At 72.5% G+C, this 25,566-nt stretch carries 18 protein-coding genes; 9 read left to right on the forward strand and 9 right to left on the reverse strand.

The window, feature by feature from the left end; genetic code table 11:
- Window positions 1-2: 2 nt before the first annotated feature.
- The 3 genes from ACZ303_RS06950 to ACZ303_RS06960 all read right to left on the reverse strand — a co-directional run bounded on the left by ACZ303_RS06950 (window position 3) and on the right by ACZ303_RS06960 (window position 5,970).
- On the reverse strand, window positions 3-1,544 hold the full coding sequence (locus ACZ303_RS06950; protein ID WP_467335866.1) for a DUF5719 family protein: 1,542 nt from the start codon (window positions 1,542-1,544) through the stop codon (window positions 3-5).
- A complete protein-coding gene (locus tag ACZ303_RS06955) occupies window positions 1,541-5,302 on the reverse strand; it encodes a glycosyltransferase family 2 protein (RefSeq protein WP_467335868.1) in 3,762 nt (1,253 codons plus the stop codon). Before ACZ303_RS06955 ends, ACZ303_RS06950 begins: the two co-directional genes overlap by 4 nt.
- Window positions 5,303-5,706: 404 nt before the next feature.
- Window positions 5,707-5,970, reverse strand: coding sequence for a WhiB family transcriptional regulator (locus ACZ303_RS06960; RefSeq protein WP_004952403.1), 264 nt, complete (start codon window positions 5,968-5,970; stop codon window positions 5,707-5,709).
- A 658-nt stretch (window positions 5,971-6,628) separates the two neighbouring features.
- On the opposite strand from ACZ303_RS06960, the gene ACZ303_RS06965 reads away from it, so the two are divergent.
- The 3 genes from ACZ303_RS06965 to ACZ303_RS06975 all read left to right on the forward strand — a co-directional run bounded on the left by ACZ303_RS06965 (window position 6,629) and on the right by ACZ303_RS06975 (window position 9,527).
- The gene (locus ACZ303_RS06965) at window positions 6,629-7,156 is read left to right on the forward strand and encodes a cysteine dioxygenase (RefSeq protein WP_467335871.1); all 528 of its coding nucleotides are present in this window, start codon (window positions 6,629-6,631) and stop codon (window positions 7,154-7,156) included.
- 62 nt (window positions 7,157-7,218) lie between these two features.
- On the forward strand, window positions 7,219-8,184 hold the full coding sequence (cofD, locus tag ACZ303_RS06970; RefSeq protein ID WP_467335873.1) for a 2-phospho-L-lactate transferase: 966 nt from the start codon (window positions 7,219-7,221) through the stop codon (window positions 8,182-8,184).
- On the forward strand, window positions 8,181-9,527 hold the full coding sequence (locus ACZ303_RS06975) for a coenzyme F420-0:L-glutamate ligase (RefSeq protein ID WP_467335875.1): 1,347 nt from the start codon (window positions 8,181-8,183) through the stop codon (window positions 9,525-9,527). The genes cofD and ACZ303_RS06975 overlap by 4 nt, the downstream gene beginning before the upstream one ends.
- Window positions 9,528-9,721: 194 nt before the next feature.
- Here ACZ303_RS06975 and ACZ303_RS06980 read toward each other — a convergent pair whose 3' ends face one another.
- From ACZ303_RS06980 to ACZ303_RS06990, 3 genes are all read right to left on the reverse strand, one after another.
- Window positions 9,722-10,621, reverse strand: a complete 900-nt coding sequence (locus ACZ303_RS06980; RefSeq protein WP_467335877.1) for a DNA-3-methyladenine glycosylase family protein — start codon at window positions 10,619-10,621, stop codon at window positions 9,722-9,724.
- Between the two features lie 83 nt (window positions 10,622-10,704).
- Window positions 10,705-11,787, reverse strand: a complete 1,083-nt coding sequence (gene manB, locus ACZ303_RS06985; protein ID WP_467335879.1) for a mannose-1-phosphate guanylyltransferase — start codon at window positions 11,785-11,787, stop codon at window positions 10,705-10,707.
- Between the two features lie 81 nt (window positions 11,788-11,868).
- Window positions 11,869-13,326: a peptidoglycan recognition protein family protein gene (locus tag ACZ303_RS06990; protein ID WP_467335881.1), complete on the reverse strand. Its 1,458-nt coding sequence runs from the start codon at window positions 13,324-13,326 to the stop codon at window positions 11,869-11,871.
- A gap of 128 nt (window positions 13,327-13,454) precedes the next feature.
- Between ACZ303_RS06990 and ACZ303_RS06995 the strand changes: the two genes are divergently transcribed.
- The 4 genes from ACZ303_RS06995 to ACZ303_RS07010 all read left to right on the forward strand — a co-directional run bounded on the left by ACZ303_RS06995 (window position 13,455) and on the right by ACZ303_RS07010 (window position 19,480).
- Window positions 13,455-14,207, forward strand: coding sequence for a TIGR03089 family protein (locus ACZ303_RS06995; RefSeq protein ID WP_467335882.1), 753 nt, complete (start codon window positions 13,455-13,457; stop codon window positions 14,205-14,207).
- Between the two features lie 127 nt (window positions 14,208-14,334).
- Entirely contained in the window at window positions 14,335-15,597 is a 1,263-nt protein-coding gene (locus tag ACZ303_RS07000) for an LCP family protein (protein WP_467335884.1), read from the forward strand.
- Between the two features lie 228 nt (window positions 15,598-15,825).
- Window positions 15,826-17,598, forward strand: coding sequence for an LCP family protein (locus ACZ303_RS07005; RefSeq protein WP_467335886.1), 1,773 nt, complete (start codon window positions 15,826-15,828; stop codon window positions 17,596-17,598).
- 154 nt (window positions 17,599-17,752) lie between these two features.
- Window positions 17,753-19,480, forward strand: coding sequence for an LCP family protein (locus tag ACZ303_RS07010; RefSeq protein ID WP_467335889.1), 1,728 nt, complete (start codon window positions 17,753-17,755; stop codon window positions 19,478-19,480).
- A gap of 61 nt (window positions 19,481-19,541) precedes the next feature.
- On the opposite strand, the gene ACZ303_RS07015 is transcribed toward ACZ303_RS07010, so the two are convergent.
- Window positions 19,542-20,555, reverse strand: a complete 1,014-nt coding sequence (locus ACZ303_RS07015) for a glycosyltransferase family 2 protein (RefSeq protein ID WP_467335891.1) — start codon at window positions 20,553-20,555, stop codon at window positions 19,542-19,544.
- Window positions 20,556-20,772: 217 nt separating this feature from the next.
- Between ACZ303_RS07015 and ACZ303_RS07020 the strand changes: the two genes are divergently transcribed.
- The gene (locus ACZ303_RS07020) at window positions 20,773-22,260 is read left to right on the forward strand and encodes an LCP family protein (protein ID WP_467335893.1); all 1,488 of its coding nucleotides are present in this window, start codon (window positions 20,773-20,775) and stop codon (window positions 22,258-22,260) included.
- A gap of 20 nt (window positions 22,261-22,280) precedes the next feature.
- Here the strand turns inward: ACZ303_RS07020 and ACZ303_RS07025 are convergent, their stop codons facing one another.
- On the reverse strand, window positions 22,281-22,829 hold the full coding sequence (locus ACZ303_RS07025; protein WP_467335895.1) for an acyl-CoA thioesterase: 549 nt from the start codon (window positions 22,827-22,829) through the stop codon (window positions 22,281-22,283).
- Between the two features lie 118 nt (window positions 22,830-22,947).
- Here ACZ303_RS07025 and ACZ303_RS07030 point away from each other — a divergent pair, with 118 nt between their 5' ends.
- Window positions 22,948-24,234, forward strand: coding sequence for an LCP family protein (locus ACZ303_RS07030; RefSeq protein ID WP_467335897.1), 1,287 nt, complete (start codon window positions 22,948-22,950; stop codon window positions 24,232-24,234).
- A 6-nt stretch (window positions 24,235-24,240) separates the two neighbouring features.
- Here ACZ303_RS07030 and ACZ303_RS07035 read toward each other — a convergent pair whose 3' ends face one another.
- The gene (locus ACZ303_RS07035) at window positions 24,241-25,029 is read right to left on the reverse strand and encodes a VOC family protein (protein ID WP_467335899.1); all 789 of its coding nucleotides are present in this window, start codon (window positions 25,027-25,029) and stop codon (window positions 24,241-24,243) included.
- Window positions 25,030-25,566 lie beyond the last annotated feature (537 nt).

A 25,566-nucleotide genomic window follows, 5' to 3' on the forward strand; every position in this document is an offset into this window, starting at 1 on the left:
GCTCAGCGGTTGAGCATCGACAGGTCCTGCTCGGCCGCCGGGACCGCCACCGTGGAACGGTCGTCCGGCAGCGGCTGGACGGTGAACATCGGCACACCGTCCTTCGGCAGCGACAGCGTCCGCGACGCGTGCACCGGCCCGCCGGAGACCCGCTCGACGGTCACCGCGTACGACCCCTTGCCGCCGGCGGGCTGCGGCGGCTCCACGGTCAGCGTCGTGCCCGCCTTGACGGTGTAGGTCCTGCTCACCGGACCGCCGCCCTCGCTGCCCGCCGACGACGTGACCTTCACCTGCGCCGCCTCCTTGCCGGGCGCGACCAGGGCGAGCGTGCTGCCCTTGGCGCGGTTGTCGGCGACGGTGCCGCGCCGCTCGATCGCCGGCGTGGCCGGGATGAACGCCGTCTCCTGCTTGTCCTCCTTGCCGCGCGTGACCCGCAGCGCGGCCACGACCGGCGCTCCGCCGTCCTCCCCGGTGAGCAGGAGCGATCCCGCCTCGCCCTTGGTGACGTCCCCGAGGTCGACGGCCGCCGTCATGCCGCTCTTGATGTGCAGCGTCTCGTGGCCGGCCGGGGTGATCGAACCGTTCGGCCCGGCGAACCGCAGCTTGAGGTCGGCGTCGTCCGCGCCGGGCGCGAAGGCGACGAGCCGTACGGAGGTCGCGTCGGCCGGGATGCCGGGCAGGACCGCGTTCGCGGCCGGTCCGGCGGAGGCCGGCAGCCAGTCGCCGCCGGCCTTGTCGTCGGACGCCTGCACCGCGGCGCCGATCCGGCCGGAGCGGGCCGCCACGTGCAGCGTGATGTTCTCGGCGGGCGCGTCCGTCAGCGTCGACAGGAGCACCGGCACGGTGGAGCGGGGCGGGATGGTGACGCCCTCCCCGCCGACCGCCTTGATCCGGCCGTCCTTGCCGTAGAGCTCCAGGTCGACGACGGCCGCCGTGCCGTCCGGGTTGGTCAGATGGGCGTAGTCCTGGCGGCTCTTGACGGTGCTCGCGCCCGGGAACCAGAAGGACGTGTCGGGCGCCGTGCAGCTCAGCCCGTGCAGTCCGCGCCCGCTGCCCGCGCTCACCACGGTGCTCTGCTGCACGCTCCAGCCGGGCGCGAGGGCGCCCTCCGCGCTGCCGATGAGGGCGGGCGCCTCGGAGCTGCCGGTGGTGGCCGTGGCGGGCTTGCCGGGCTCCTTCAGTGAGAGGACGGACGTGCCCGGCGCGACCGCGCTCTTGTCGTCCTTCTTCTTTTCCTTGGCGTCCTTGGCGTTCGCGCCCTTGCCCGCGTCGTCCTTCCTGCCGCCGGCCGCGGCCGCCACCAGCTCCGCCGCCTTCCGCGCCGCCTTGTCCCCGGATTGCGGGGCGAAGGCCGTGTACGTCGTCTCCGCCACGTCGGAGGTCGTCGGAGCCGGGCACAGCGCCATGGACCGCTGCACCGGCAGCCGCTGCGCGGACTTCGCGGGCGTACGGGCGCCGTCCGCCGGCGCGGTGACCACGGCGACACCCGTGACGGCCGCGAGTGCCGCCACGGCACCGAACAGGGACAGGGTGGTGCGCTTCACTGCTGCTCGCTCCCGTCGCGGTGCGGCCGCGTGGCGCCGCCGTACGTCGTGTCATACGTCGTGTCGTAGGGCTGCGCGCTGTAGCCGTACGGGTCGTAGGCGCCGGCCGCGTACGGATCCGCCGCGTACTGCTGCTGCGGGTACGAGCCGTCCTGGGGGTGGCCCTGCTGGGGGTACGAGCCGTCGTAGCCCTCCTGGTAGGGCTGCCCGCCGTAGCCGCCGGGGTAGCCCTGGGCGGCGTCCCAGCCCTCGCCGCCGTACTGCTGCTGGTCCGGCACGGCCGCGTACGGATCGGCCGTCCCGCCCGCGTACGGATCGGCCGGGAGCTCGGCGGCGGGCGCCGGGGGCGCCACGGGCTCGGCGGGCCGCTCGGCCTCGGCGGCGGCGGCCCGCAGCCTGCGGGCGCGGCGGCCCTCGCCGGCGGCGGGCTGCGCCGGTACGGACGCGGGCGCCGGTGCGGGGGCGGCGGTCGCGGGCTCCGGCAGGTCGTCGTCGATCTCGCGTCGCCGGCCCGGGAGGGCGAGCACGACCAGGACGGCCGCGAGCAGGCCCTGCGCCCACACCCAGACGGTGTGCGACAGCGGCGTCCGGTAGGTCAGCACCAGCTTGCCGCCGGCGGCGGGGAGCTGGAAGCCCTGCGCCCAGCCGTCGAGGGTGACGCGCTTGAGGGCGCGGCCGTCGACGGTGGCCTCCCAGCCGGGGTCGGCCTTGTCGGCGAGCCGCAGGAGGCGGCCCTCGGCGCCGGCGGGGACGGTGGTGCGGGCCTCGACGGGCCCGGCCGCCACCGGCACCGGCGCGGTGCGACGGGCCGCGTCCTGGTCGGCGCCCGCGACGACGGTGACGCGGGCGACCTCCCGGTCGACCCGCCACAGCGAGCTGCTGTCCTGCCGGCTGAGCCGGGTGAGGCCGGGGGTGGTGTCCAGGACGCGGCCCATGCCCGGCGGCGCGCTGTCGCGGACGAGGACGTAGCCGACGGCGTAGTCGCCGAGGACGCCCGCCTGGTCGGCGCCGGAGCCCGCGACGAGGCCGGCGACGACGGCGTCGAGCTTCTTGTCGGGGCCGGCGGCCGCCGCCGGTTCGGCGTCGCCGAGCCGCGCCCCGGCGCCCCGTACGAGCGTGTAGACGACATGGCCGGCGTCCCCGTCGAGGACGAGGGTGCGGGCCTGGTCACGGGTGCCGGCCTCCTCGGCGACGAACGCGGGCACCTGGGCCGCGGGACGGCGCCCGACCGGTCCGTCGGCGCCGTCGGCCATCCAGCCGACGGCGGCGACCGCGGGCGCCGCGACGGCGGCGACGGCGATGAGGGCGGCCACCGGCTGCCGCCAGCCGAAGCTGAGGGCCGCGACGCGTTCGCGGGCGCCCTCGGCGCCGACGACGGCGGCGGCGATGAGCGCGAGGCAGTAGACGAGGGTGGCCGGTCCGGCCCAGGCGGAGCTCGCGTTGGCCAGCGCGGCGCACAGGAGGGCGGCGAGCGCGGCCGTCCAGGCCGTACGGACCGCGAGGACCCGGTCGGCGCGCAGCAGGGCGGCCAGCGCCGCCAGGACGAGGCCGACGAGCAGGAGTCCGCTGAGGGTCTTCGGGCCGCCGGGGTCGCCGGTCAGCAGCTGCCAGGGGGCGGGCGAGCCGTGCCCCTGGTCGAGGCCGGCCTCGGTGAAGAAGCGGCTCGGGTGGGAGAGCAGGTCCAGTGACCAGGGGGCGAGGACGGCGAGCGGGGTGAGGGCGACGGCGAGGAAGCGCGGCCCGTGGACCTTCAGCCGGTCGGCGCCGCCGTGCTTGAAGTGCAGCGCGAGCACGCCGAGGCCCAGGACGACGGCGAGCGGCCACACGACGGGCGTGAAGGCGGTGGTGACGGTGAGCAGGAGTGCGTACGTCCAGGAGGCGCGCCAGGTGGGGCGCGCGCCGAGCACCCGCAATCCGGCGCCCGCGACGGCCGCGCGCGCCATCAGCGGCAGCACGATCGCGAGGACAGCCGTGCCGAGCCGGCCGGTGGCGAGGGCGCCGGTGGCGGCGGGCAGGAAGGCGTAGGTGACGCTCGCCCAGGCCCGCAGGAGGCGTGAGGAGACCAGCGGGCGGGAAGCGAAGTAGGCGGTGAGCCCGGCCAGGGGCACCGAGCAGACCAGCAGCAGGGTGAGGGTGAAGCCGGTGGAGCCGAGGAAGAGCGTCGACAGGGCGGCGAGGACCGCCAGGTAGGGCGGTGCGGTGCCGGTGGTGCCGGTGGAGACCGGGTGCCAGGCGTCGGTGTAGCGCGCCCACAGGTCGGAGGCGCCGTCGGGCACGGGCAGCAGGGCGCCGCCGGACAGCGAGCCGCCGCCGAACAGGGCGCGGCAGGCGATGACCGAGACGAGCAGCAGGAGGGCGAAGAGGACGGGGGCGGGCTTGCGGGCGACGCGCTTGAGCCGGGCGAACTGCTCGATCTCCAGGAAGTCCGCGTCGTCGCCCCCGGGCCCGGACTCGACGGCGCCGCCGTGGCGTCCGGCGGAGGAGAGCTCGGCGTCCGAGCGGCCGCCGAGGTTGCTCGCGAGCTGTTCGACCGTGGCCCGGACGGTGGCGCCGGGCGGTGGGAACAGCGGCCGCAGTTCGCTCGGGGCGACGGCTCCGGCGGCGCGCCGCTTGCGGGCGGCGCGGAGTCTGCCGGGGCGCAGCAGGGTGCCGAAGAGGCCGGTGAGTTCGTCCAGGGCCTGTCCGGGGGCCTTGCCGAGGAGGTAGCCGAGCGTGCGCAGCAGCGTGCCGAGGACGATGCGCAGCATGACGTACGGCAGGAGCGGGCCACGGGTGTTGGCGAGGAGGGTGTAGACGGCACCGGCCTTGTCGACGCGGTGCGGGTTCGCGGCGGTGCGGCCGGCGCAGTCGACGGGGCGGCGCTCGCGGGCGGCGGCCTCGGCGTGGCGGGCCACGGCGTCGGGGGCGATGAGGACGCGGTGGCCGGCGGCGTGGGCGCGCCAGCACAGGTCGACGTCGTCGCGCATGAGGGGCAGCCGGGGGTCGAAGCCGCCGAGCTGTTCGTGGACGTCGCGGCGGACGAGCATGCCGGCGGTGGACACGGACAGGACGGGGCGCACCTGGTCGTGCTGGCCCTGGTCCTGTTCGCGGCGCTCCAGGCCGGTCCAGCGGCGGCCGCTGCGGGCGATGGAGACGCCGACCTCCAGCAGCTGTCTGCGGTCGTACCAGCTGCGCAGCTTGGGTCCGATGACGGCGGCGTCGGGTTCGGCGTCGGCGACGCGCAGCAGTTCGTGGAGGGCGGCGGGGTCGGGTGCGCAGTCGTCGTGCAGGAGCCACAGCCACTGGACGGGTTCGAGGTCGTCGCCGTGGCGCTGGTCGGACCGGCCGAAGTCGTGGGGGGCCTCGGTCCAGGTGCGGCTGACGGGGTCCCAGCCGCTGGAGCGCTTGAGGTAGGGCAGTGCGCCGGGGTCCGGTGCGGGGACGGTGCGGACCGCCTCGTCGACGGCGGCGCCGAATCCGGTGCGGCGCGCGAGGTGCAGGACGCGGTCGTCGCCGAGGGCGTCGGCGAGCAACCGGGCGGAGTCGTCGGTGCTGGCGGTGTCGGCGGCGACGACGCTCTGCACGGGGCGTTCCTGGCCGAGCAGCCCGGCCAGCGCGTCGGGCAGCCAGCGGGCGCCGTCGTGGGCGACGAGGACGGCCGTGACGACGTGGCGGGGGAACGCCGGGGGTACGGCGGGGTCGAACCCGGGCAGGGGTGCCGACGCGAAGGGGGCAGCGGTGGCCGGGTAGTGGGCCGCCGTATTGCTGTGCACGGACATCGAGGTACGGGCCCTCCGGCCGGGGTCCGGGGGGGCGCCCCCCGGATGACTGCTGTGCTGGACTGCGGACGGTGCGCCCCTGCGGGGCGGCGGTGCGTCGCGAACGGGCCACCACACTAGTGGCTGCGAACACAGCGGTCCGCCTCCTGCGGGGAGTCCCCGGGAGACGGACCGTTCGTCACGGGCGAGGCAATTTCCGGTATGCGGGCCCGGAGTGCGCTTCGTTTTCCCGGTCGGTCCTCGAGCCTGACGTGAAGTCGGGGCTTGAGTCAGTCCTTGAGTCGGACCTTGTTGTCGAGCCGGTCGGGCCTTGAGTCGGGCCTTGAGTCGGGCCTCAATAAGACCGTTCATCGGATCGGTCGGATCTGTATGAACTATCCGATCCGTGCGACCAATCCGACTTGTCAGACCGCGGCTTTCTTGAGGCGGCGGCGCTCGCGCTCGGACAGCCCGCCCCAGATGCCGAAGCGTTCGTCATTGGCAAGGGCATATTCAAGGCACTCCGAGCGAACCTCGCAGGCGAGACAGACCTTCTTCGCCTCGCGGGTGGATCCACCCTTTTCGGGGAAGAAGGACTCGGGGTCGGTCTGAGCGCACAACGCGCGCTCCTGCCAGCCGAGCTCCTCGTCCGCCTCCTCGACCAGCAGTTGCTGAAACAGCTCGGTCATGTGCGCCCCTCGTCTGTATTTGCGTCCCCGTGATGCTGCCTTCATCAAAGCGGCAGAACGACACGGGTGAAATTACAAGTGTGCGGATCCGGGCCAGTCAAGCCGAGATCTGCTATTGGGCCCCTTATTCACTCTGCGGAACCAAAGCCAAGCAGAAAGTGTCCAAAACATCACAAGTCCGGACACACTCATCCGCCTGTCGCGGGCGCCCCGCTTCCCTCTCCGAGAAGAGGACGCCACGGGCGGCAATCCCGTTGCACCGTCCGGTCGAACGATGTTTAAGCCCCGACTGGAGCGCCACCTGTCCGCACCCCCGCTTGCGCAAACCTTTCGACACCCACAGTAACCGGATGAGGTGAAAGATTAGCCTCAAAAGGGACGCGCAGTTGACAGAACGCAGTCGCGCCCGCCACCTTGGTTGGCATGCCAGCCATCGCCGCACTCAGCCTGACCCGGTCCTACGGGTCCCGCTGCGCTGTGCAGGCGCGCTGTCGCTGTTCCAGCTGTTGATGCCCTCGCGCTCCAGCTGATTCACCCTTGTGGCCCCGCCGTAGGGCCGCACCCGTGCGCGTATCTCCCTGTGTACGTACGCGCCGTCGTGCTCTCCCGCTCCGCCCGTCACTGCGCCGCCCCGCACACCCGCCGAGGAATCCCGCACATGAACAGCGACGTCCAGATCGCCGGCGACCCGCTCGCCATCCCGCACCTGCTGCCGCCCGCGCCCGCCCACCCCAGCACCGTCGCCGAGTTCGCCGGCCTGGCCCGCGCCGTCGCCGCCGACGTCGCCTCCTGGGCGCCGCTCGTCCAGTACGACGCCACGAGCCGCTGGTACCACCGCCTGCGCACCGGTCCCGGCTATGAGCTGTGGCTGCTCAGCTGGGTGCCCGGCCAGGGCAGCGGCCCGCACGACCACGGCCCCTCCGCCGGCGTGCTCACCGTCCTCCAGGGTGAACTCACCGAGATCACCGAGAGCGCGGGACCGCAGGCCGGCGCCCGGCGTCGGCTGCGCGCCGGAGCCCAGCGGGTCTTCGCGCCCGGCTACGCCCACGAGGTCGTCAACGACTCCCTCGCGCCGGCGGTCAGCCTGCACGTCTACTCCCCCGGGCTCACCGAGATGCCGATGCACGACCGGGCCCCGCTGATCACCTCCACGGCGCCCGTTGCCCGAGGTGTCGTGCTCGGCTGAGCCGGGCGGCCGTTGTCCACACCGCGCTTCGGTGGGCCGCCCCCGGCTGACAGACTGATCACATGCAGCGCATTGTGGTTCTGGCCGGCGGGATCGGGGGCGCCCGCTTCCTTCGTGGCCTCAAGTCAGCAGTCCCCGACGCGGACATCACCGTCATCGGGAACACCGGAGACGACATCCACCTCTTCGGCCTCAAAGTCTGTCCCGACCTCGACACCGTGATGTACACCCTCGGCGGCGGCATCCACGAGGAGCAGGGGTGGGGGCGGGCCGACGAGTCCTTCGCGGTGAAGGAGGAGCTGGCGGCGTACGGCGTGGGGCCCGAGTGGTTCGGGCTCGGCGACCGCGACTTCGCCACGCACATCGTCCGCACCCAGATGATCGCCGCCGGCTATCCGCTCAGCGCCGTCACGGAGGCCCTGTGCCGGCGCTGGCAGCCCGGCGTGCGGCTGCTGCCGATGAGCGACGACCGCGTCGAGACGCACGTCCTGATCGACGACCCGGACGGTGAGGGCCGCAAGGCCGTCCACTTCCAGGAGTACTGGGTACGGCTGCGCGCCGCCGCGACGGCGCACGCGATCATCCCCGTCGGCGCGGAGAGCGCCAAGCCCGCGCCCGGCGTCCTCGACGCCATCGCCCAGGCCGACGTCATCCTCTTCCCGCCGTCCAACCCCGTCGTCAGCGTCGGCACGATCCTCGCCGTGCCGGGTGTCCGCGAGGCCATCGCCGAGGCCGGCGTGCCCGTCGTGGGCCTCTCCCCCATCGTCGGCGACGCGCCCGTCCGCGGCATGGCCGACAAGGTGCTCGCGGCGGTCGGCGTCGAGTCCACGGCGGCCGCGGTGGCGCTCCACTACGGCTCCGGACTGCTCGACGGGTGGCTGGTCGACTCGGTGGACGCGGGCTCGGTGGACGCGGTCGAGGCCGCGGGCATCCGCTGCCGTGCCGTGCCGCTGATGATGACGGACACCGAGGCGACGGCCCTCATGGCGGCGGAGGCGCTGCGCCTCGCCGAGGAGGTCCGCTCATGAGCTCGCCCTCGTCCGCGCCCGCGTCTCCGCCCGCGTACCGGGTCTGGGCCCTGCCCGGCCTCCCTGAGGTGCGGCCAGGTGACGACCTCGTCAAGCTCGTCGCCGCCGCCGCGACCGCCCAGGGGATGCCCGGGCTCGCCGACGGCGATGTCCTGCTGGTCACCTCGAAGATCGTCAGCAAGGCCGAGGGGCGGATCGTGACGGCCGCGGACCGCGAGGCCGCCATAGACGCGGAAGCCGTACGCGTCGTCGCCCGGCGCGGGGACCTGCGCATCGTCGAGAACCGGCTCGGGATGGTCATGGCCGCCGCCGGCGTCGACGCCTCGAACACCGAGGCCGGCACGATACTGCTGCTTCCCGAGGACCCCGACGCCTCCGCGCGGGCCCTGCGGGCCGGGCTGCGCGAGGCGCTCGGTGTCGACGTCGGCGTCGTCGTCACCGACACGTTCGGGCGCCCTTGGCGCAGCGGGCTGACGGATGTGGCCATCGGCGCCGCCGGTGTTCGCGTGCTCGACGATCTGCGCGGTGGCGTCGACTCGCACGGCAATCCGCTGAACGTGACGGTCGTGGCCACGGCCGATGAGCTCGCCGCCGCGGGTGACCTCGTCAAGGGCAAGGCCGCGGGGCTGCCGGTCGCCGTGGTCCGGGGGCTGCCGCACGTGGTGGCGGACGCGGAGGCCGACGACGTCGGTGCGCGGGCGCTCGTCCGGGACGCCGCCGACGACATGTTCCGGCTGGGGACCTCCGAGGCGGTACGGGAAGCGGTGACGCTGCGGCGTACGGTCCGGGAGTTCACGGACCAGCCGGTGGACGGCTCCGCCGTGCGGCGCGCCGTGGCGGCCGCGGTCACCGCGCCCGCGCCGCATCACACGACGCCCTGGCGGTTCGTGCTGCTGGAGTCGGAGTCCTCGCGGGTTCGGCTGCTCGACGCCATGCGGGACGCGTGGATCGCCGACCTGCGCGGGGACGGCTTCAGCGAGGAGAGCGTCGCCAAGCGGGTGCGCCGGGGCGACGTCCTGCGCAACGCGCCCTATCTGGTGGTGCCGTGCCTGGTCATGGACGGCTCGCACACGTATCCCGATGCTCGGCGCAACGCGGCCGAGCGCGAGATGTTCGTGGTCGCGGCGGGGGCGGGCGTGCAGAACTTCCTGGTGGCGCTGGCCGGTGAGCGGCTGGGGTCGGCTTGGGTGTCGTCGACGCTGTTCTGCCGGGATGTGGTGCGGTCGGTGCTGTCGCTGCCGGATGAGTGGGATCCGATGGGGGCCGTGGCCGTCGGGCATGCGGCTGCCCCGCCCAGCTCTCGGCCTGCTCGGGACGCCACCGCCTTCTTCGAGGTGCGGTAGGGATGCGCGGGGCGCCGTCGTAGCGCCGGACGCCGGGGCCTCCGGGGCAGGGCCCCTGGACCGTATATTTACGGCGCCCTGCCCTCTGTTCCTCCGGGCACCCCGCACTTGGCGCCACAAATACACGTAAGCGTCCAGGAGCCCTGCCCCTCCGGCCCCGTCACCCTCCCGCCGTTCGCGGCCGGCCCTCTCCCCTACAGGGCCCTGATGTCGTTCACCGAGAAGCGCTGTGCGCGGCGCGGCGGGGTGCGGCCCGTGAGGAGGATCAGGCGGCATGCCCGGTGGCGCTGGCCCGCGTACGGGGCCAGGAGGTCGAGCATGCCCGCGTCGTCCGTGCCCCGGACGCCGGTGAGCGCGTAGCCGATGATCTTCGGCAGGTGGAGGTCGCCCAGCGTCACCGCGTCGGCCGCGCCGTTGCTGCGCTGGAGGGTCTCGGCGGCCGTCCAGGGGCCGATGCCCGGGACCAGCTGGAGGCGCGCCGCGGCGGCGGCCTCGTCCATGGCCGCCGCTTCCTCCAGCCGGGCCGCCACGCGCGCGGCCCGGATGATGGTCGCCGAGCGTTTGCCGTCCACGCCCGCCTTGTGCCACTCCCAGGAGGGGATCAGCGCCCAGGCGCGCGGCTCGGGCATCACGCGCATGCGGGGCGCGCCCGGTGCCGGTTCGCCGTGCCGCTGGAGGAGCAGTCGCCAGGCGCGGTACGCCTCGTCGCTGGTGACCTTCTGTTCCAGGACGGACGGGATGAGGGATTCCAGGACCAGCCCGGTGCGGGTCAGCCTCAGGCCCGGGTTTCTGCGGTGCGCCTCGTGGAGGAGGTGATGGCGGGGCGTGAAGGCGCTCGGGTCGTCCGCCTCTCCGAGGAGGGCCGGGAGGGTTTCCAGCAGCCAGTCCCCGCCCGGGCCCCATGCCTCGGCGTGGATGTCGCCCAGGCGGGCCGTCATGCGGAGGGTTCCCGGGCCCGCCGGGGTCCTGCTCGCTCGCCAGATGGAGCCGTCCGGGTCCCTGCGGTAGGCCGGGTCGCCGGGGCCGCGCGCCAGGACGCCCAGGGTGCGGCCCAGGTCGTACCGGGCCGGCGGGGTCCATGTGCGGGTGGCCATCCCGCCAGCCTACGTCCCGCCGATGACAAACGGAGGGGGCCGATCCACTTGGATCCCGGCCCGGAAATCACCCGGACGGATGGCTACTGGTCCGACGAGAAGCGGATCGCCGCGGCCGGGATCTCCGCCCCGCACCAGATCCTCGCCCCTGCCCGCAGCTCGTTGTCCGCGCCGATGACCGCCGTGTCGCCGATGACCGCGCCGTCCAGGACCGTACGGGCCCCGATGCGCGCGCCCGCGCCCACCAGTGAGTCGCGGATCTGCGCGCCGGCCTCGATGACCGCGCCGTCCAGGACCGTGGAGCCGTCCACCCGTGCGCCCGGCTCCACGCGGGCGCCCGCGCCGATGACCGTGCCGCCGGTGAGCTTGGCGTCCGGGGCGACCTCGGCCGTGTCGAGGATCAGCCGGTCGCCGCAGCGGCCGGGGACCGCCGGGGACGGGGCGCGGCCGAGGACCAGGTCCGCCGAGCCTCGAACGAACGCCTGCGGCGTCCCCAGGTCGAGCCAGTACGTGGAGTCGACCATGCCCTGGAGGTGGGCGCCCGCCGCGAGCAGCCCGGGGAAGGTCTCGCGTTCCACCGAGACCGGGCGGTCCGCCGGGATGGAGTCGATGATCTCGCGGTTGAAGACGTACGCGCCGGCGTTGATCTGGTCGGTGACGATCTCCTCGGGCGTCTGCGGCTTTTCCAGGAACGCCGTGACGCGCCCGTCCGGGTCCGTGGGGACCAGCCCGAACGCCCGGGGGTCCGACACCCGGGTGAGGTGCAGGGAGACGTCCGCGCCCGTGGTGCGGTGGGTGTCGACCAGGGCCTCGATGTCGAGGCCCGTGAGGATGTCGCCGTTGAAGATCAGGACCGGGTCGCCCGGGCCGGAGCGCAGCTTGGCGGCGACGTTGCGGATGGCTCCGCCCGTGCCGAGCGGCTCCTCCTCGGTGACGTACTCCAGGTGCAGGCCCAGGGCCGAGCCGTCGCCGAAGTACGGCTCGAAGACCTCGGCCAGATAGGAGGTCGCGAGCACGATGTGCTCGACCCCCGCCGCCCGGGCCCGCGCCAGCTGGTGCGTGAGGAACGGGACGCCCGCCGCCGGAACCATGGGTTTGGGCGTGTGCATCGTGAGCGGGCGCAGCCGGGTTCCCTTGCCGCCGACCAGGAGGATCGCTTCTGTCACCTTGTCGTCTCTGCTTCCTGCTGGGGCCGGGCCTTGATCGGCGGCCAGTGTATGCAGACCGGAGGGGCGCGCCGCGCCAGGTCAGCGCCCCTGGAGCCGGGCGGCCGTGCTGCGGGCGGTGCCGAGCTTGCCGTAGAGCTTGTCACCGGGGCACTCCGTGGCGTAACCGTCACGGTGCCCGGAGATGACCTTGAGCTTGACGTTGGTGCCCTTCTTGAACAGGTTTCCGCCCCCGGAGACCAGGGTCGCGGTGCCGGCCGGGTTGCCGCCGAACAGGCCGAGTTTCCAGGCGGTGAGGGAGCTGATGGCCTTCACCGCCGCGTTGGGCGGGTTGGATTTGGCGAAGGTTCCGAGAACGGCGATGCCCATGCTGTTGGTGTTGAAACCGAGAGTATGCGCACCCATGACGGCCTTGGCCACACCGCCTGCCCGGCCTTCGTAGATCGTGCCGCACTTGTCGATAAGGAAGTTGTAGCCCATGTCCCGCCAGCCGCTGCTCACAACGTGATAGCGGTAGATACCGCGGATGACTGACGCCGACTGCGAACAGCTGTAGGTGTTGCCCGAGGCCGAGTGGTGGACGAAGGCGACCTTGACCTTCTTGGTGTAGGCGAAGCCGTTCTCCCGGATCGATTCGTCGGCTCCCCAGCCGGCCCGGGTGACGATGCGCGGGCGCGGGCCGACGTAGCCGCCGGCCTCCTCGGCATATCTGTCCGGGTAGTCCTGGTAGTCCGAATAGTCCGTGTCATCGGGGTAGTCCGGGAAGTCGTCGTAGTCGTTGGCGCGGGGGACGTCCAGCTCGTCGAGCGGGTCCAGGTCGAACGGGAACTCCGGGTCGTCCGGCGGCCTGCCGCCCGTACGGCTGGCGGCGATGTCGGCGGCCGAGGCGGGTCTGGCGAGCGCCGGGATCTCGGTGGCGCCGAGCGGCGCGAGCGGGGCGTTGGCGGCGGAGCTGGCGTTCTCCTCCGGGTCCGCCGCCGCCCGGGAGCGGGCCGGGTCCTCGCCGGGGTCGACGAGTTCCAGGCGCATCCCGGAGGGCAGGGCGCGGCCCTCGGGGGTGCGTTCGGTCGCGGGTTCCGGGCGGACCTTGACCTGGATGGCGTCGGACGCGCCGACCCACAGGGGTGCCGTGGAGCCGCGCAGCCGCCCGCCACGCCCCTCCGCGGAGTCCAGGTCGGGGCGGTCGTCGTCGTGGGTCTGCACGTCCTGCCAGGCCGACCAGCCGCCGGCCACCGCACGGGTGCGCACCTGGGCCCGGCCGCGGAGTTCCGCCGAGGCGTCGTCCCAGACGATGCCGACCAGCGAGAAGGGCTTGACCTCCCGCTCCAGCAGCCCCTGCTCCGGAGCGGGGCCGGCGCCGCGGGTCCGGCCGAGCGGCACCAGCGGCAGCGACTGCGTCGAGCCGGGCACGGCCGCGGGGCCGGCCCGTCGGGCGGAGGAGGCGCCGGTGTCGGCGGCCCCGGAGGAGGAGGCGAGGAAGGGCAGCGTCAGGGCGGCGGCGCATGCGGTCACGGTCGAGGACACAAGGAATCCACGCATGACAGAAATCCTGGACATGTGCCCATGTATCTGTCTATTCGGAAAGTGACGTCCAGTCGGTTCGCGCGTGGTCCGCCCGGGGCTTTCCGACTGCCCGTCACCCCTTGCCGCCCCGTACGCTGGCGCCGATGAACGCCACCGATCGCACCCCCGCCGACCTGCTGCGTTCCGCGCTCGCCGCGGACCCGGCCCGCCCGCTCGTGACCTTCTACGACGACGCCACCGGCGAACGCGTGGAACTGTCCGTGGCCACCTTCGCCAATTGGGTGGCGAAGACCGCCAATCTGCTCCAGGGCGATCTCGCCGCCGAGCCGGGCGACCGGCTCGCGCTGCTGCTGCCCGCCCACTGGCAGACCGCCGTCTGGCTGCTCGCCTGTTCCTCGGTCGGCGTACTGGCCGATGTGGGCGGCGACCCGGCCGCGGCCGACCTGGTGGTGAGCGGGCCGGACACCCTGGAGGAGGCGCGCGCCTGCTCCGGGGAGCGCGTCGCGCTCGCCCTGCGCCCCCTGGGCGGCCGGTTCCCCCAGCCGCCGGCGGGCTTCGCCGACTACGCCGTCGAGGTGCCGAGCCAGGGCGACCGGTTCGCGCCTTTCGCCCCGGTCGACGCCGACGCGCCCGCCCTCGCGGTCGGCGGCCTGGAGCTGACGGGTGCGCAGCTGGTCGAGCGGGCCCGCACGGACGCCTTCCAGCACGGCCTGGGCCCGGGCTCGCGAATGCTCTCGGGCCTGCCGTACGACACCTGGGACGGCCTGTCCGCCGGGCTCTTCGCCCCGCTGGCGGCCGGCGGCTCCGTGGTGCTCTGCCGCAACCTCGACCGGCTCTCCGGCGGGGGCCTGGACAAGCGCCGGGAGAGCGAGCGCGTCACCGTGACGGCCCTGTAGAGCCTGCCGCGCGGTCGCGATCGCGCGATGATCGGGGGGTACGTACCGAAAACGACCGAGCGCGGACCCCCGCGCGGACCAGGCCCCTGCGGAGGCACGTACCACCCGATGAGGGAGGGACGCAGCCGTGAACGACAGCACCGACGCTCTCTCTCCCGCGCCCCGGCGCCGCCGCTGGGTGCGCTGGCTGGCGCTGGGTCTGGCCGTGCTCGTCGTCGGCGCGGTGGCGGTGGGCTGGGTGCTCTACGAGCGGCTCGACAGCAACATCACCACCGACACCGAGACCGCGAACGAGCTCGCCCGCTACGAGAAGGAGCGCCCCACGGCCCTGGTGGCCGGCGCGCAGAACATCCTGATCATCGGCTCCGACACGCGCGGCGGCCCCGGCAACGGCGAGTACGGCGAGGACAGCGGCACCCAGCGCTCGGACACCACGATCCTGCTGCACGTCGCCGCCGACCGGCACAGCGCGACCGCCGTCAGCCTGCCGCGCGACCTGATGGCGAAGATCCCGAGCTGCCGGCGACCGGACGGAACCCGGACGAACGAGCGATTCGCGCAGTTCAACTGGGCGTACGAGCTCGCCGGCGCGGCCTGCACGATCCGTACCGTCGAGAACATCAGCGGCATCCGCATCAACCACCACGTGATCGTGGACTTCAACGGCTTCAAGCGGCTGGTGGACGCCATCGACGGTGTCGAGGTGTGCCTGCGCCAGTCCGTGGACGACCCGGAGGCACGGCTGAAGCTCCCGGCGGGCCGTCAGGTCCTGCGCGGGGAACAGGCGCTGGGGTACGTACGGGCCCGCTACAGCCTCGGCAACGGCAGCGACACCGAGCGGATGGGCCGGCAGCAGGAGTTCCTGGGCTCGCTGTTCAAGGCGATGAAGAGCAACGGCGTGCTGCTCAACCCCACCCGGCTCTACCCGGTCCTGGACGCGGCCACGTCCTCGCTCACCACGGACGCCGGGCTGGACACGCTGCGGAAGATGTACGACCTGGTGCGCACGGTCCGGGGCATCCCCAGTGAGCGGGTGCAGTTCCTGACGGTGCCTCGGCGCCCGTACGTCTACAACCCCGACCGCGACGAGCTCGTACAACCGGACGCGGACCAGCTCTTCCAGCAACTGCGCATGGACCGCCCGGTGTCGGTCGGCGCGCACGTCCGGCCGGCGGACAGCAGGCCCGGCGGCCCGGCGCCGCGGCGGGAGTCGGACGAACCCTTGGGCCTGGAGGAGCCGTCCGCGGCCCCCGGCGTCCCGGCCACCCCGGCGAACCCCTCGTCGGCGTCGCCCCCGGACTCCCCGACGCCCTCCCCCGCGTCCTCTCCCTCACCCACCACACCGCCCACCTATGAAGGAACCACCGCAGCTCATGGCATCTGTGGATGAAACACCCGAAACGCATGATCGGGTTTTTCGGCCGGGCGAAGGGATTGGGCAGATTGCCCAGTTGTAGGGGAGTGGAATTTGTCACCGGCGTCGCTTGACGCTGAACTGGGCGGATAGTGTGAGCGATCCGGTGCGCACGGCCGGTGGACCGCGCACTGCACAGATGACATGACCGTGCGCCTCGGGGGGGTAGGCGCCGCGTGGCACCGACGGAGGACTCAAGCGACCGTGGACGCGCAAGGCCGTGGGCGGGCGGGCGGCATCGACCCCGCCGACCAGTGGGTCTACGACCCCAAAACCGGCAGCTACGAGCTGCGTCTTGACCATACCGAGGGGTCGGACACACCCCCCGGTGACAGCTCTGCCTCCGCGGCCCCTTCCGCCGATGCGGCGGCTTCCGCCTCGTCCGCCGAGCCGGCCGCGCCACGCGGCCCCAAGGCGACACCGGGCCGTCGTGCCGTACCGCCGCAGCGCGGTGGCGGCGGTGGCCGGCGGGCCGGGCTGAAGCAGGCCACGGGCCGGCGCAAGCCGAAACCGAAGAAGTCGGCGAAGAAGAAGGTCCTGCTGTGGACGGGCGGCACCCTCGCCTTCGTCCTGGTGGGCGGCTCGCTGGGCGCGTATCTGCTCTACGAGCACTTCAACAACAACCTCAACAAGATCGACGTCGGGGTGGACAACGCCGCCGTCACCAAGGGCCCGGTCAACATCCTCGTCATCGGCACCGACAAGCGTGACGGCAAGGGCAACCAGGGCTACGGCGACGAGGGCAGCGTCGGCCACGCCGACACCACGCTGCTCTTCCACGTCTCCGAGGACCGTACGAACGCCACCGCGCTCTCGATCCCGCGCGACATGATCACCGACATCCCGGAGTGCACCACCAAGAAGGACGGCAAGACCAAGACCATCCCCGGCTCCAAGGGCGTCCGCTTCAACGAGAGCCTGGGCCAGGAGGACCGCGACCCCGGCTGCACATGGCGGACGGTCGAGTCGCTGATGAACCTGAAGGTCAGTCACTTCATGATGGCCGACTTCAACGCCGTCAAGGAGATGTCCGCGGCCGTCGGCGGTGTCGAGGTGTGCCTGGGCAAGGACATCGACGACCCCAAGTCGCACCTCAAGCTCAGCGAGGGCCGGCACAAGATCCAGGGCGAGCAGGCGCTGGCGTTCGTACGGACCCGGCACAGCGTCGGCTTCGAGAGCGACCTGGACCGCATCAAGCTCCAGCAGCAGTTCCTGAGCTCGATGATCCGCGAGATGAAGTCGGACGACACCTTCACCAACCCGAAGAAGCTCTACAACCTCGGCAACGCCGCGACCAAGTCGCTGACCGTCGACACCGGCATAGGCTCCGTCAGCAACCTGACGCGGCTGGCCAAGGACCTCAGCCGGGTCAACCTCAAGAACATCACCTTCGCGACCGTCCCCGTCGACGACAACCCCGCCGAGGGCAAGAACCACAAGACCGTCGTCCTGAACAAGGCGAAGGCCGAGCAGCTCTTCTCCATGGTCCGCGAGGACGTCTCCCTCACCGAGGTGAAGGAGAAGGAGAAGAAGGCCCAGGAGAAGGAGGACGCCAAGCAGTCGGCGCTCCTGAAGGGTCCGAAGGCCGAGCCCGCGAACGTACGGGTCAAGGTGCTCAACGGCAGCGGCAGGATGGGGGCCGCCGGGGAGACCGTCACCTGGATGCAGAACTCCCAGGGCATGCGGCGCTCCAGCAACGGCGGCAACGCCGCGGGCGGCAAGAAGATCGACAAGACGGTCCTGGAGTTCGCGCCCAACCAGGCCGACCAGGCCCGGCGGCTCGCGGAGGCCATGGGTCTGCCCGCCGAGGCCCTCAAGGTGGGCACGGCCGACGCGGCGCCGACCGCGGAGATGACGCTCACCCTGGGCGCCGATTTCAAGGCCGCGGGCACCCCCGTCTCCACTCCGGCACCGGCCAAGGCGCCGAAGGACATCCAAAAGATCGAAGCGGACGACAAGAACATCTGCGCCAAGTGAACCCCGGCACCGCCCATACGCATCTCACTATCGGGCGACCGTCCGTGTGAGCACGGCACGGCCGTACCATCCGCACCGCACGCCGCGCGTGCGCCGAGCGACGAGATGATCACGCCTGCCCATCGGGCCGGACGCACCAGTTAGGGGAGGCCCGATGCGGCAGAGCAGTGTGCGGGGGCCGCGGGCGCGCGGCGGGGTGCCGGGAGCACGCGACGGCGGGGACGGCGGCAAGCCCGCGAACGGCGACGATGCCAAGGCCGAAAAGGGCGGGAGCGGCGGGAAGGGCAAGGCGGCCGGCGGCTCCTCCCGGCGCGCCCGCGCCGCCCGAATAGCCCGCTGGACCGCGCTCTGCCTCGCGGTCCTGATCCTCGGCACGGCGGCCGCGGGGTACTTCTACTACGAGCACCTCAACAGCAACCTCAAGAAGGATCCGCTCAACCTCGGCGACAAGCGGCTCGACCGCAGCGCGGCCAACGCGGCCGGACAACGTCCCCTGAACATCCTGCTCCTGGGCTCCGACAGCCGGAACAGCCCGGAGAACGTCGCCCTGGGCGGCGCCCGCGAGGACGCCGACCGCAAGCCGCTGGCCGATGTGCAGATGCTGGTGCACGTCTCGGCCGACCGCACGAACATGTCGGTCATCAGCGTCCCGCGCGACACCCGGGTGACGATTCCCAAGTGCACCGACCCTGAGGACGGCAAGGTCTACCGCGAGACCAACCGGCAGATCATCAACACCAGCCTGATGAACGGCGGCCCCGGCTGCACCGTCGCCACCTGGGAAGAGCTCACGGGCATCCCCGTCGACCACTTCATGATGATCGACTTCGCCGGTGTGGTGAGCATGGCCGACGCCGTCGGCGGCGTCCCGGTCTGCGTGGACGGCAACGTCTACGACGACAAGTCGGGGCTGCGTCTGACGAAGGGCGAGCACAAGGTCAAGGGCGAGCAGGCACTGCAGTGGCTGCGTACCCGCCACGGCTTCGAGGACGGCAGCGACATCGGCCGTACGCACGCGCAGCACATGTACATGAACTCGATGGTCCGGCAGCTGAAGTCCGGCACCAAGCTCTCCGACCCCGGCCAGCTCACCGACCTCGCCGACGCCGCCACCAAGGCCCTGACCGTCGACAAGGACCTCGGCTCGGTCAAGAAGCTCTACGACCTCGCCAACGACATCAAGCGCGTCCCGTCCGGCCGCATCACCATGACGACGATGCCCTGGATCTCCGACCCGCAGGACCCGGACGCGCACGTCATACCCAAGCCGGGCGACGCGGACAAGCTCTTCTCGCTCGTACGCAACGACATCGCGCTCGACGGCAAGGACAAGAAGAAGGACGACAAGGGCCCCGCGCGGTCCCTGCCGGCCGCGCCCAAGGCCGAGATCGCGGTGACCGTCTTCAACGGCACCGGCACCGCCGCCCAGCCGGTGGTCACCGGCCGCGGCTCCGACATCGCCGCGCACCTGGTCGAGCAGGGCTTCGCCAAGGCCACGGCCGACTCCACGCCGCGCGCGCAGGCCGATACGACCCTCACCTACGCCAAGGCGTCCCAGCGTGGCGACGCCGAAGCCCTGGCCAAGGCCCTGGGGCTGCCGGACACCGCGGTGCGCATGTCCACGGCGGTCGACGGGCTGACCCTGGTCATCGGCGGGGACTGGCGTACGGGCACGACCTACCCGAAGACCCCCGCGGGCGCCGACGGCGGCGCCAAGGGCGACCGGGACGGCAAGGGCGAGGACGGCGGCGCCAAGGGCGACGGCGGCAAGAACGGGGAGAAGGGCAAGGAGGGCGACAACAAGGCGCCCGAGAGCTCGGACCCGCTCAACGGCAACGACACGGCGGCCTGCATGAAGGTCAACTCGCTGACCCGCTTCTGAGCGGCGGGGGTGGAACGCCGGACGGGCCCGGCCACCGGGGGCCGGGCCCGTCCGGGGTGCCCTACTTCTTGACCGCCGGCCGGCGGCTGGCGATGACCTTCTTCGCGAGCGACCGCGGGCTGGTGAGGAAGCCGAATCCCCACGACATGTGCATCGTCGCCAGCGCGACGGGGATCTGCGCCCGTGCCTTCAGCGGCAGCCCCTTGCCGGCGGGCAGCGAGCCGGCCGTGATGGCCGCGAGATAGCCGGCGGGCACGACCAGGCCCCACGGTGTGACGGCCGCGCCGACCACGACGCCCGCGGCGATGGCCACGACGGCGGTCGGCGGCGCGAGATAGCGGAGGTTGATCGAGCCCTGGTGGTAGCGGGCGACGACATGCCGCCAGCGGCCGTAGTCCTTGTACTGCTTGGCGAGCGCCTTGACGCTCGGGCGCGGCCGGTAGGAGACCTTCAGCTCCGGCGAGAACCAGATCAGGCCGCCCGCCTCGCGGATCCGGAAGTTCAGCTCCCAGTCCTGGGCGCGGATGAATTCCTCGTTGTAGCCGCCCTGCTGCTCCAGCGCCTCGCGCCGGAAGACGCCCAGATACACGGTTTCGGCGGGCGCGGCCGCGCCGCCCGTGTGGAAGGCGGCGTTGCCCACGCCGATCTTCGAGGTCATGGCGGCGGCGACGGCCTGCTCCCAGGCGTTCTCGCCCTCGGCGTGCATGATGCCGCCGACATTCTGCGCGCCCGTCTCGTCGAGCAGGCGCACGGCCGTCGCGATGTAGTTCGGCGACAGCATGCCGTGACCGTCGACGCGCACCACGATCGGGTGGCGGGACGCCTTGATCGCGGCGTTGAGGGCGGCGGGCGTCCGGCCGGTGGGGTTCGGCACGGTGTGGACCCGCGGGTCCTCCCGTACGAGCTCGGCGGCGATCTCGTCCGTGCGGTCCGTGGACGGGCCGAGGGCGATCACCACCTCAAGCTCGCCGGCGTACTCCTGCTCCAGGATGTGCCGCACGGAGGTGCGCAGATGCCGCTCCTCATTGAGCACCGGCATGATCACGGAAACGGCGGGAGGCTGCTGTTCGGGCATGGTTCCTCGGGGGTACGGGGGTCACCCGCCGGCAGGGGCGCGGGCCGGTGGCATCGCGGTCACGTTACCGCTAATGGCGGACACCGACGCTCCCGGCCGGGTGGCAGGGGTGACCCGAACGGCGTGGGGGCGCGGTCCATTGATCGTATGGGCATACCGTGATCGGTCCTTGGCCCTCCCGGGCCTCGTCCCTGGTCCCGTCCGCGGAGGTCTCCTCATGACCGCACCGGCCCGTAACCAGCGCCCGCGCCGGGCCCGCCACGGCGCTCCCCGCCACCCGCGCTGGGGTCTGCGGCTCACGGCGGTGGCGGCGCTGGCGGTGCTGGGGACCGGTGGCATCGGGCACGCGATGGTCACCCGGATCGAGAACCGGATCGAGCGGGTGGACGCCTTCCGCGGGCTGTCGAACCGGCCGCCCGAGACGCGGCAGGGGATGAACGTCCTCCTCGTCGGCACCGACGGCCGGGACCGGATCAGCAAGGCCCAGCGGCAGCGCTACCACCTGGGCGGGGCGGCCTGCCACTGCACCGACACGCTGATGCTCGCCCACCTCTCGGCGGACCACGACCGGGCCACCGTCGTCAGCCTGCCGCGCGACACCTACGCCGAGATCCCCGAGCACATCGACGAGACCGGCCGCAGGCACCCCACCCACCCGCAGAAACTCAACGCCGCCTACGCCGAGGGCGGCCCCAGCCTGACCGTGCGGACGGTGGAGCGGCTGACCGGCGTGCACGTCGATCACTATCTGGAGATCGACTTCGCCACCTTCATGAGGACCGTCGACGTGCTGGGCGGGGTGCGGGTGTGCACGGCCAAGCCCCTGAAGGACATCTACAGCGGCCTGGACCTCCCGGCGGGCACCAGCAGCCTCAACGGCGGCCAGGCCCTTCAGTACGTACGCTCCCGGCATCTCGACGGCGCCGCCGACCTGGGCCGGATGCAGCGCCAGCAGCGCTTCCTCGCCTCCTTGCTGCACAAGGCCACCGGCAGCGGCGTGCTGCTGAACCCGGTGAAGTTCCAGGAGGTCTCCAGCACGCTGCTGGACTCCGTACGCGCGGACCGGGGCTTCGGCAGCGGTGAGCTGGTCCGGCTGGGCCGGGGGATGCGGAACCTGACGCCGGCCTCGGCGGAGTTCGTCTCGGTGCCGGTCGGCACGGCGAATTTCCCCGTGCCGCACATCGGCTCGACGGTGAAGTGGGACGAGGAGGCGGCCGCCAGGCTCTTCCAGGCCCTGCGCGAGGACCGGCCGCTCACCGACCGGATGCTGATCCGGCCGCACGACGCGAAGGCGCCGGGCCGGCCCGCGCTGCCGCCGGTCCCGGTCGAGGTGGCCCCCGGGCAGGTCCGGGTCCAGGTCTTCAACGGCTCCGGCCGCGAGGGCCTCGCCCGCGCCACCGACCTGGCGCTGCGCGCGACCGGCTTCGACACCACCGGGCTCCCCGCCGACGCCCGGACGCCGGTCGCGCAACCGCGCACGGTGATCTCGTACGACCCGCGCTGGGACCGCTCGGCGCGCTCCCTGGCGACCGCCCTGCCCGGCGCGGAGCTGCGGCCGGCGCCGGGCCAGGGGCCGCTGATGAAGGTCACCCTGGGCGCGGACTTCAAGGAGGTCCGCCCGGTGCGCCCGCAGGACCCGCCGCAGCGGGAGAACCCCACCAAGGCGGTCACGGGCGACCAGGTGCTCTGCCCGGAGAACCTCTAGGGGCCTCGCGGAGGGGGCTGTCAGTCCTCGATGCCCTCGGCGATCCGCTTCTCGCGGAGTTCCATGATCGCGCGGCGGCGGGCGAGGCGGTGGGTGCGGCGGATCTGGGCCTCCTGGTAGCGCCGCTTGTCCTGCTCGGTCTCCGGGAGCACCTGCGGTACGCGGCGGGGCTTGCCGTCCTCGTCGACGGCGGCGAAGACGAGATAGGCGCTGCCGACCTGGGTGGCGGGGGTCGACTCGTTCCAGCGCTCGGCGAGGACCCGTACGCCGACCTCCATGGACGACCGGCCGGTCCAGTTGCACTGCGCGCGCACATGGACCAGGTCGCCGACGCGGACGGGGGCGAGGAAAGCCATCTCGTCCATCGACGCGGTGACCGCGGGGCCGCCGGAGTGCCGCCCGGCGACGGCGCCGGCGGCGTCGTCCACGAGCTTCATGATCACACCGCCGTGGACGGTGCCCAGCAGATTGGTGTCGCTCGCCGTCATGATGTGGGAGAGCGTGGTGCGAGAAGCCGACGTCGGCTTGCCGGGTATGTCCGTCTCCGGGCTCCGGTCCTGAATGGTCATGTCCACCACTGTATGCCGGACCCGGTGGGCAGGTCGTTTTGCATCAGCTCTGCAACAGCACTGCCCCGATCATGTAGCCACCTGCCGGTCGACTGGCCACCGGGGGCACACTCGTCCCATGAGCGATTGGCCGGATGGACGGACCGACGAGCGGCGGAGCCGGTACGGGCAGGGCAGCGCCCGCCCCGAGCCGGAGGGTGCCCGCGCCATGCCGCACGTACGCCGTCCCGCACCGCCCCGTCAGTACCAGCCCGCCCCGGGCTACGACGACGGGTACGCCGGCGTACCGGAGCAGACCCGCCCCGACGACGGCTACAACACCGGCCAGGTCTACGGGCACGGCGGCCCCGGTGGCCCGGGCCGCGGCGGTGGCGGCGGCGACGGTCCGCGCGGCCGCGGTGGCTCGCCCCGCACCACGCCGCCGAACTGGCGCAAGAGGATCACGGTCGGCCTCACCACCCTCGTCGTGGTGCTGCTCGCCGTCTCCATCGGCACCTACTTCTGGGCGGACTCCAAGCTGCGCACCGAGGTCGACCTGTCCAAGGTGACGGACCGCCCCGCGTCGGGCGAGGGCACGAACTACCTGATCGTGGGTTCCGACAGTCGCGAGGGCCTGTCGGACGACGACAAGAAGGCGCTCCACACCGGGTCGGCCGACGGCAAGCGCACCGACTCGATGATGATCCTGCACACCGGTGACAACGGCACCACGATGCTGAGCCTGCCGCGCGACTCCTTCGTCACGATCCCGGCCTTCACCGGGCAGAAGTCCGGCAAGAAGTTCCCCGCCTCCACGCACAAGCTCAACCAGGCGTACTCGGACGGCGGGCCGGAGCTGCTCGCGCAGACCATCGAGTTCAACACCGGGCTGCGCATCGACCACTACGCGGAGATCGGCTTCGGCGGCTTCCGCAATCTGGTCGACGCGCTGGGCGGGGTGGAGATGTGCCTGGACAAGCCGCTGAAGGACCGCGACTCGGGCGCGGACTTCAAGGCGGGCTGCCAGGAGCTCGACGGCGCCCAGTCGCTGGCCTTCGTGCGCCAGCGCCACCAGGAGGCCGACCAGGACCTGGGCCGGATGCGCAACCAGCAGAAGTTCCTGAACACCCTGGCGAAGCAGGCCGCCTCGCCGAGCACGATCCTCAACCCCTTCCGCCTCTACCCCGTGATCGGCTCCGGGCTCGACACGCTCATCGTCGACAAGGACATGGGGCTGTGGGACCTGTCGTCGATGTTCTGGGCGATGAAGGGCGTGACGGGCGGCGACGGCAAGCAGCTGACCGTGCCGATAGCGTCGGCGAACTTCCCCACGCCGAGTGACGGCGTCGCGGTGAAGTGGGACAGGACCAAGTCGAAGCAGCTCTTCGACCAGCTGAAGAAGGACCAGAAGGTCACCGCCGAGTGAGGGCCGTCAGGCAGGCTGTCCGGCGGCGTTGATGACGGCGAAGACGCCGCCCCACGGGTCCTGCACGACGGCCATCCGGCCCGCCACCATGTCGAACGGCGGCTTGAGCACCACGCCGCCGGCGCGGACGAGCGCGTCGGTGACGCTGTCGGTGTCGTCGACCGCGAAGTACGTCATCCAGTGCGAGGGCGTGCCGGGCGGGAGCTTGTCCAGGCCCTGCATACCGCCGACCATGCGCCCGTCCGCCTCGAAGCAGAAGTAGTCGGGCAGGTCCTCCATGGGGACCGTCTCCACGCCCAGGGCGGCCGAGTAGAACGTCGAGGCCGCCTGGGCGTCGCCGGTGTTGAGCTCGTTCCAGATCAGCGCTCCGGGCTCGTTGACCACCTGCGCCCCGGTGAAGTCCCCGGCCTGCCACAGCCCGAAGATCGCCCCGGTGGGGTCGGCGGCCACGGCCATCCGCCCGCGCGCGAGCACGTCCATGCCCGGCATGATCACGGTGCCGCCGGCCGCGGCGATCGCCTTCTCGGTGGCGTTCAGGTCGGAGGAGGCCAGGTAGGTGGTCCAGACGGTCGGCGGGGTGGGCTGCTCGTCGTCCGGCGCCATCGCGGTCATGACCCCGGCGACGGCCTTCCCGTTCAGCGTGCAGACGGCGTACCCACCGACCTCCGGCGGCCCGGGCTCGCCCTGCCACCCGAAGAGATCCCGGTAGAAGTCGAGGGCGGCCTGCTGATCGGGAACCATCAGATCGACCCAGCAGGGGGTGCCGGGCGCGTAGGGACCGGTGACATCGGGCATGAGCAAACCCTCCAGCGCGGGTGCGGCCTGTCCCCCACCGCTACTTTCCGAGCTCCCGCCCCGCGGCGCCACCGCCGCTGGGCCGTACGGGCGGCCGCGACGCGCAACGGCCCCCGGCATCGCGCCGGGGGCCGTTCGTGGTGGTGCGGAGACTACTTCGGCAGGTTGCGCGCCATCACGATCCGCTGGACCTGGTTCGTGCCTTCATAAATCTGCGTGCTTCACGGGAAACGAGGCTCTGACCTGCACAGATGCCCACCCTGGAGGGGGTCTCCCCAGGATTTCCCCAGCATGACGCCGCCCGCCCATGCCATCGTCCGTGCTCAGGGCTGCTTTGGCTGCGATCTCGGTCTGCGGGGAGCTCTCCAGCACCAAGCACGCGCCCTTGACGCGCCCTTGCCGCCGGGCTGATGGTCATGCAATCGAGCGCAAGCCGGTGGACACAGGAGATCACCATGCCACTAGATTTCGTGGGGATGGACCCTGAGACGAAGGAAGAAGGGTCCGCTACGGTCTGGGTGCACCACGAGCAGCAGA

The organism is Streptomyces sp. NPDC023527, from assembly GCF_055560115.1.

Bases quoted from the DNA above. Each gene is read 5' to 3' on its own strand.
- cofD (WP_467335873.1), top strand. From the start codon at position 7,219: ATGCAGCGCATTGTGGTTCTGGCCGGCGGGATCGGGGGCGCCCGCTTC.
- ACZ303_RS06980 (WP_467335877.1), bottom strand. From the start codon at position 10,621: ATGGCCACCCGCACATGGACCCCGCCGGCCCGGTACGACCTGGGCCGC.
- ACZ303_RS07020 (WP_467335893.1), top strand. From the start codon at position 20,773: ATGACCGCACCGGCCCGTAACCAGCGCCCGCGCCGGGCCCGCCACGGC.
- ACZ303_RS07015 (WP_467335891.1), bottom strand. From the start codon at position 20,555: ATGCCCGAACAGCAGCCTCCCGCCGTTTCCGTGATCATGCCGGTGCTC.
- ACZ303_RS06975 (WP_467335875.1), top strand. From the start codon at position 8,181: ATGAGCTCGCCCTCGTCCGCGCCCGCGTCTCCGCCCGCGTACCGGGTC.
- ACZ303_RS07010 (WP_467335889.1), top strand. From the start codon at position 17,753: ATGCGGCAGAGCAGTGTGCGGGGGCCGCGGGCGCGCGGCGGGGTGCCG.
- ACZ303_RS06960 (WP_004952403.1), bottom strand. From the start codon at position 5,970: ATGACCGAGCTGTTTCAGCAACTGCTGGTCGAGGAGGCGGACGAGGAG.
- ACZ303_RS06995 (WP_467335882.1), top strand. From the start codon at position 13,455: ATGAACGCCACCGATCGCACCCCCGCCGACCTGCTGCGTTCCGCGCTC.
- ACZ303_RS07035 (WP_467335899.1), bottom strand. From the start codon at position 25,029: ATGCCCGATGTCACCGGTCCCTACGCGCCCGGCACCCCCTGCTGGGTC.
- ACZ303_RS07030 (WP_467335897.1), top strand. From the start codon at position 22,948: ATGAGCGATTGGCCGGATGGACGGACCGACGAGCGGCGGAGCCGGTAC.
- ACZ303_RS07025 (WP_467335895.1), bottom strand. From the start codon at position 22,829: ATGACCATTCAGGACCGGAGCCCGGAGACGGACATACCCGGCAAGCCG.
- ACZ303_RS06955 (WP_467335868.1), bottom strand. From the start codon at position 5,302: ATGTCCGTGCACAGCAATACGGCGGCCCACTACCCGGCCACCGCTGCC.
- ACZ303_RS06965 (WP_467335871.1), top strand. From the start codon at position 6,629: ATGAACAGCGACGTCCAGATCGCCGGCGACCCGCTCGCCATCCCGCAC.
- ACZ303_RS06990 (WP_467335881.1), bottom strand. From the start codon at position 13,326: ATGCGTGGATTCCTTGTGTCCTCGACCGTGACCGCATGCGCCGCCGCC.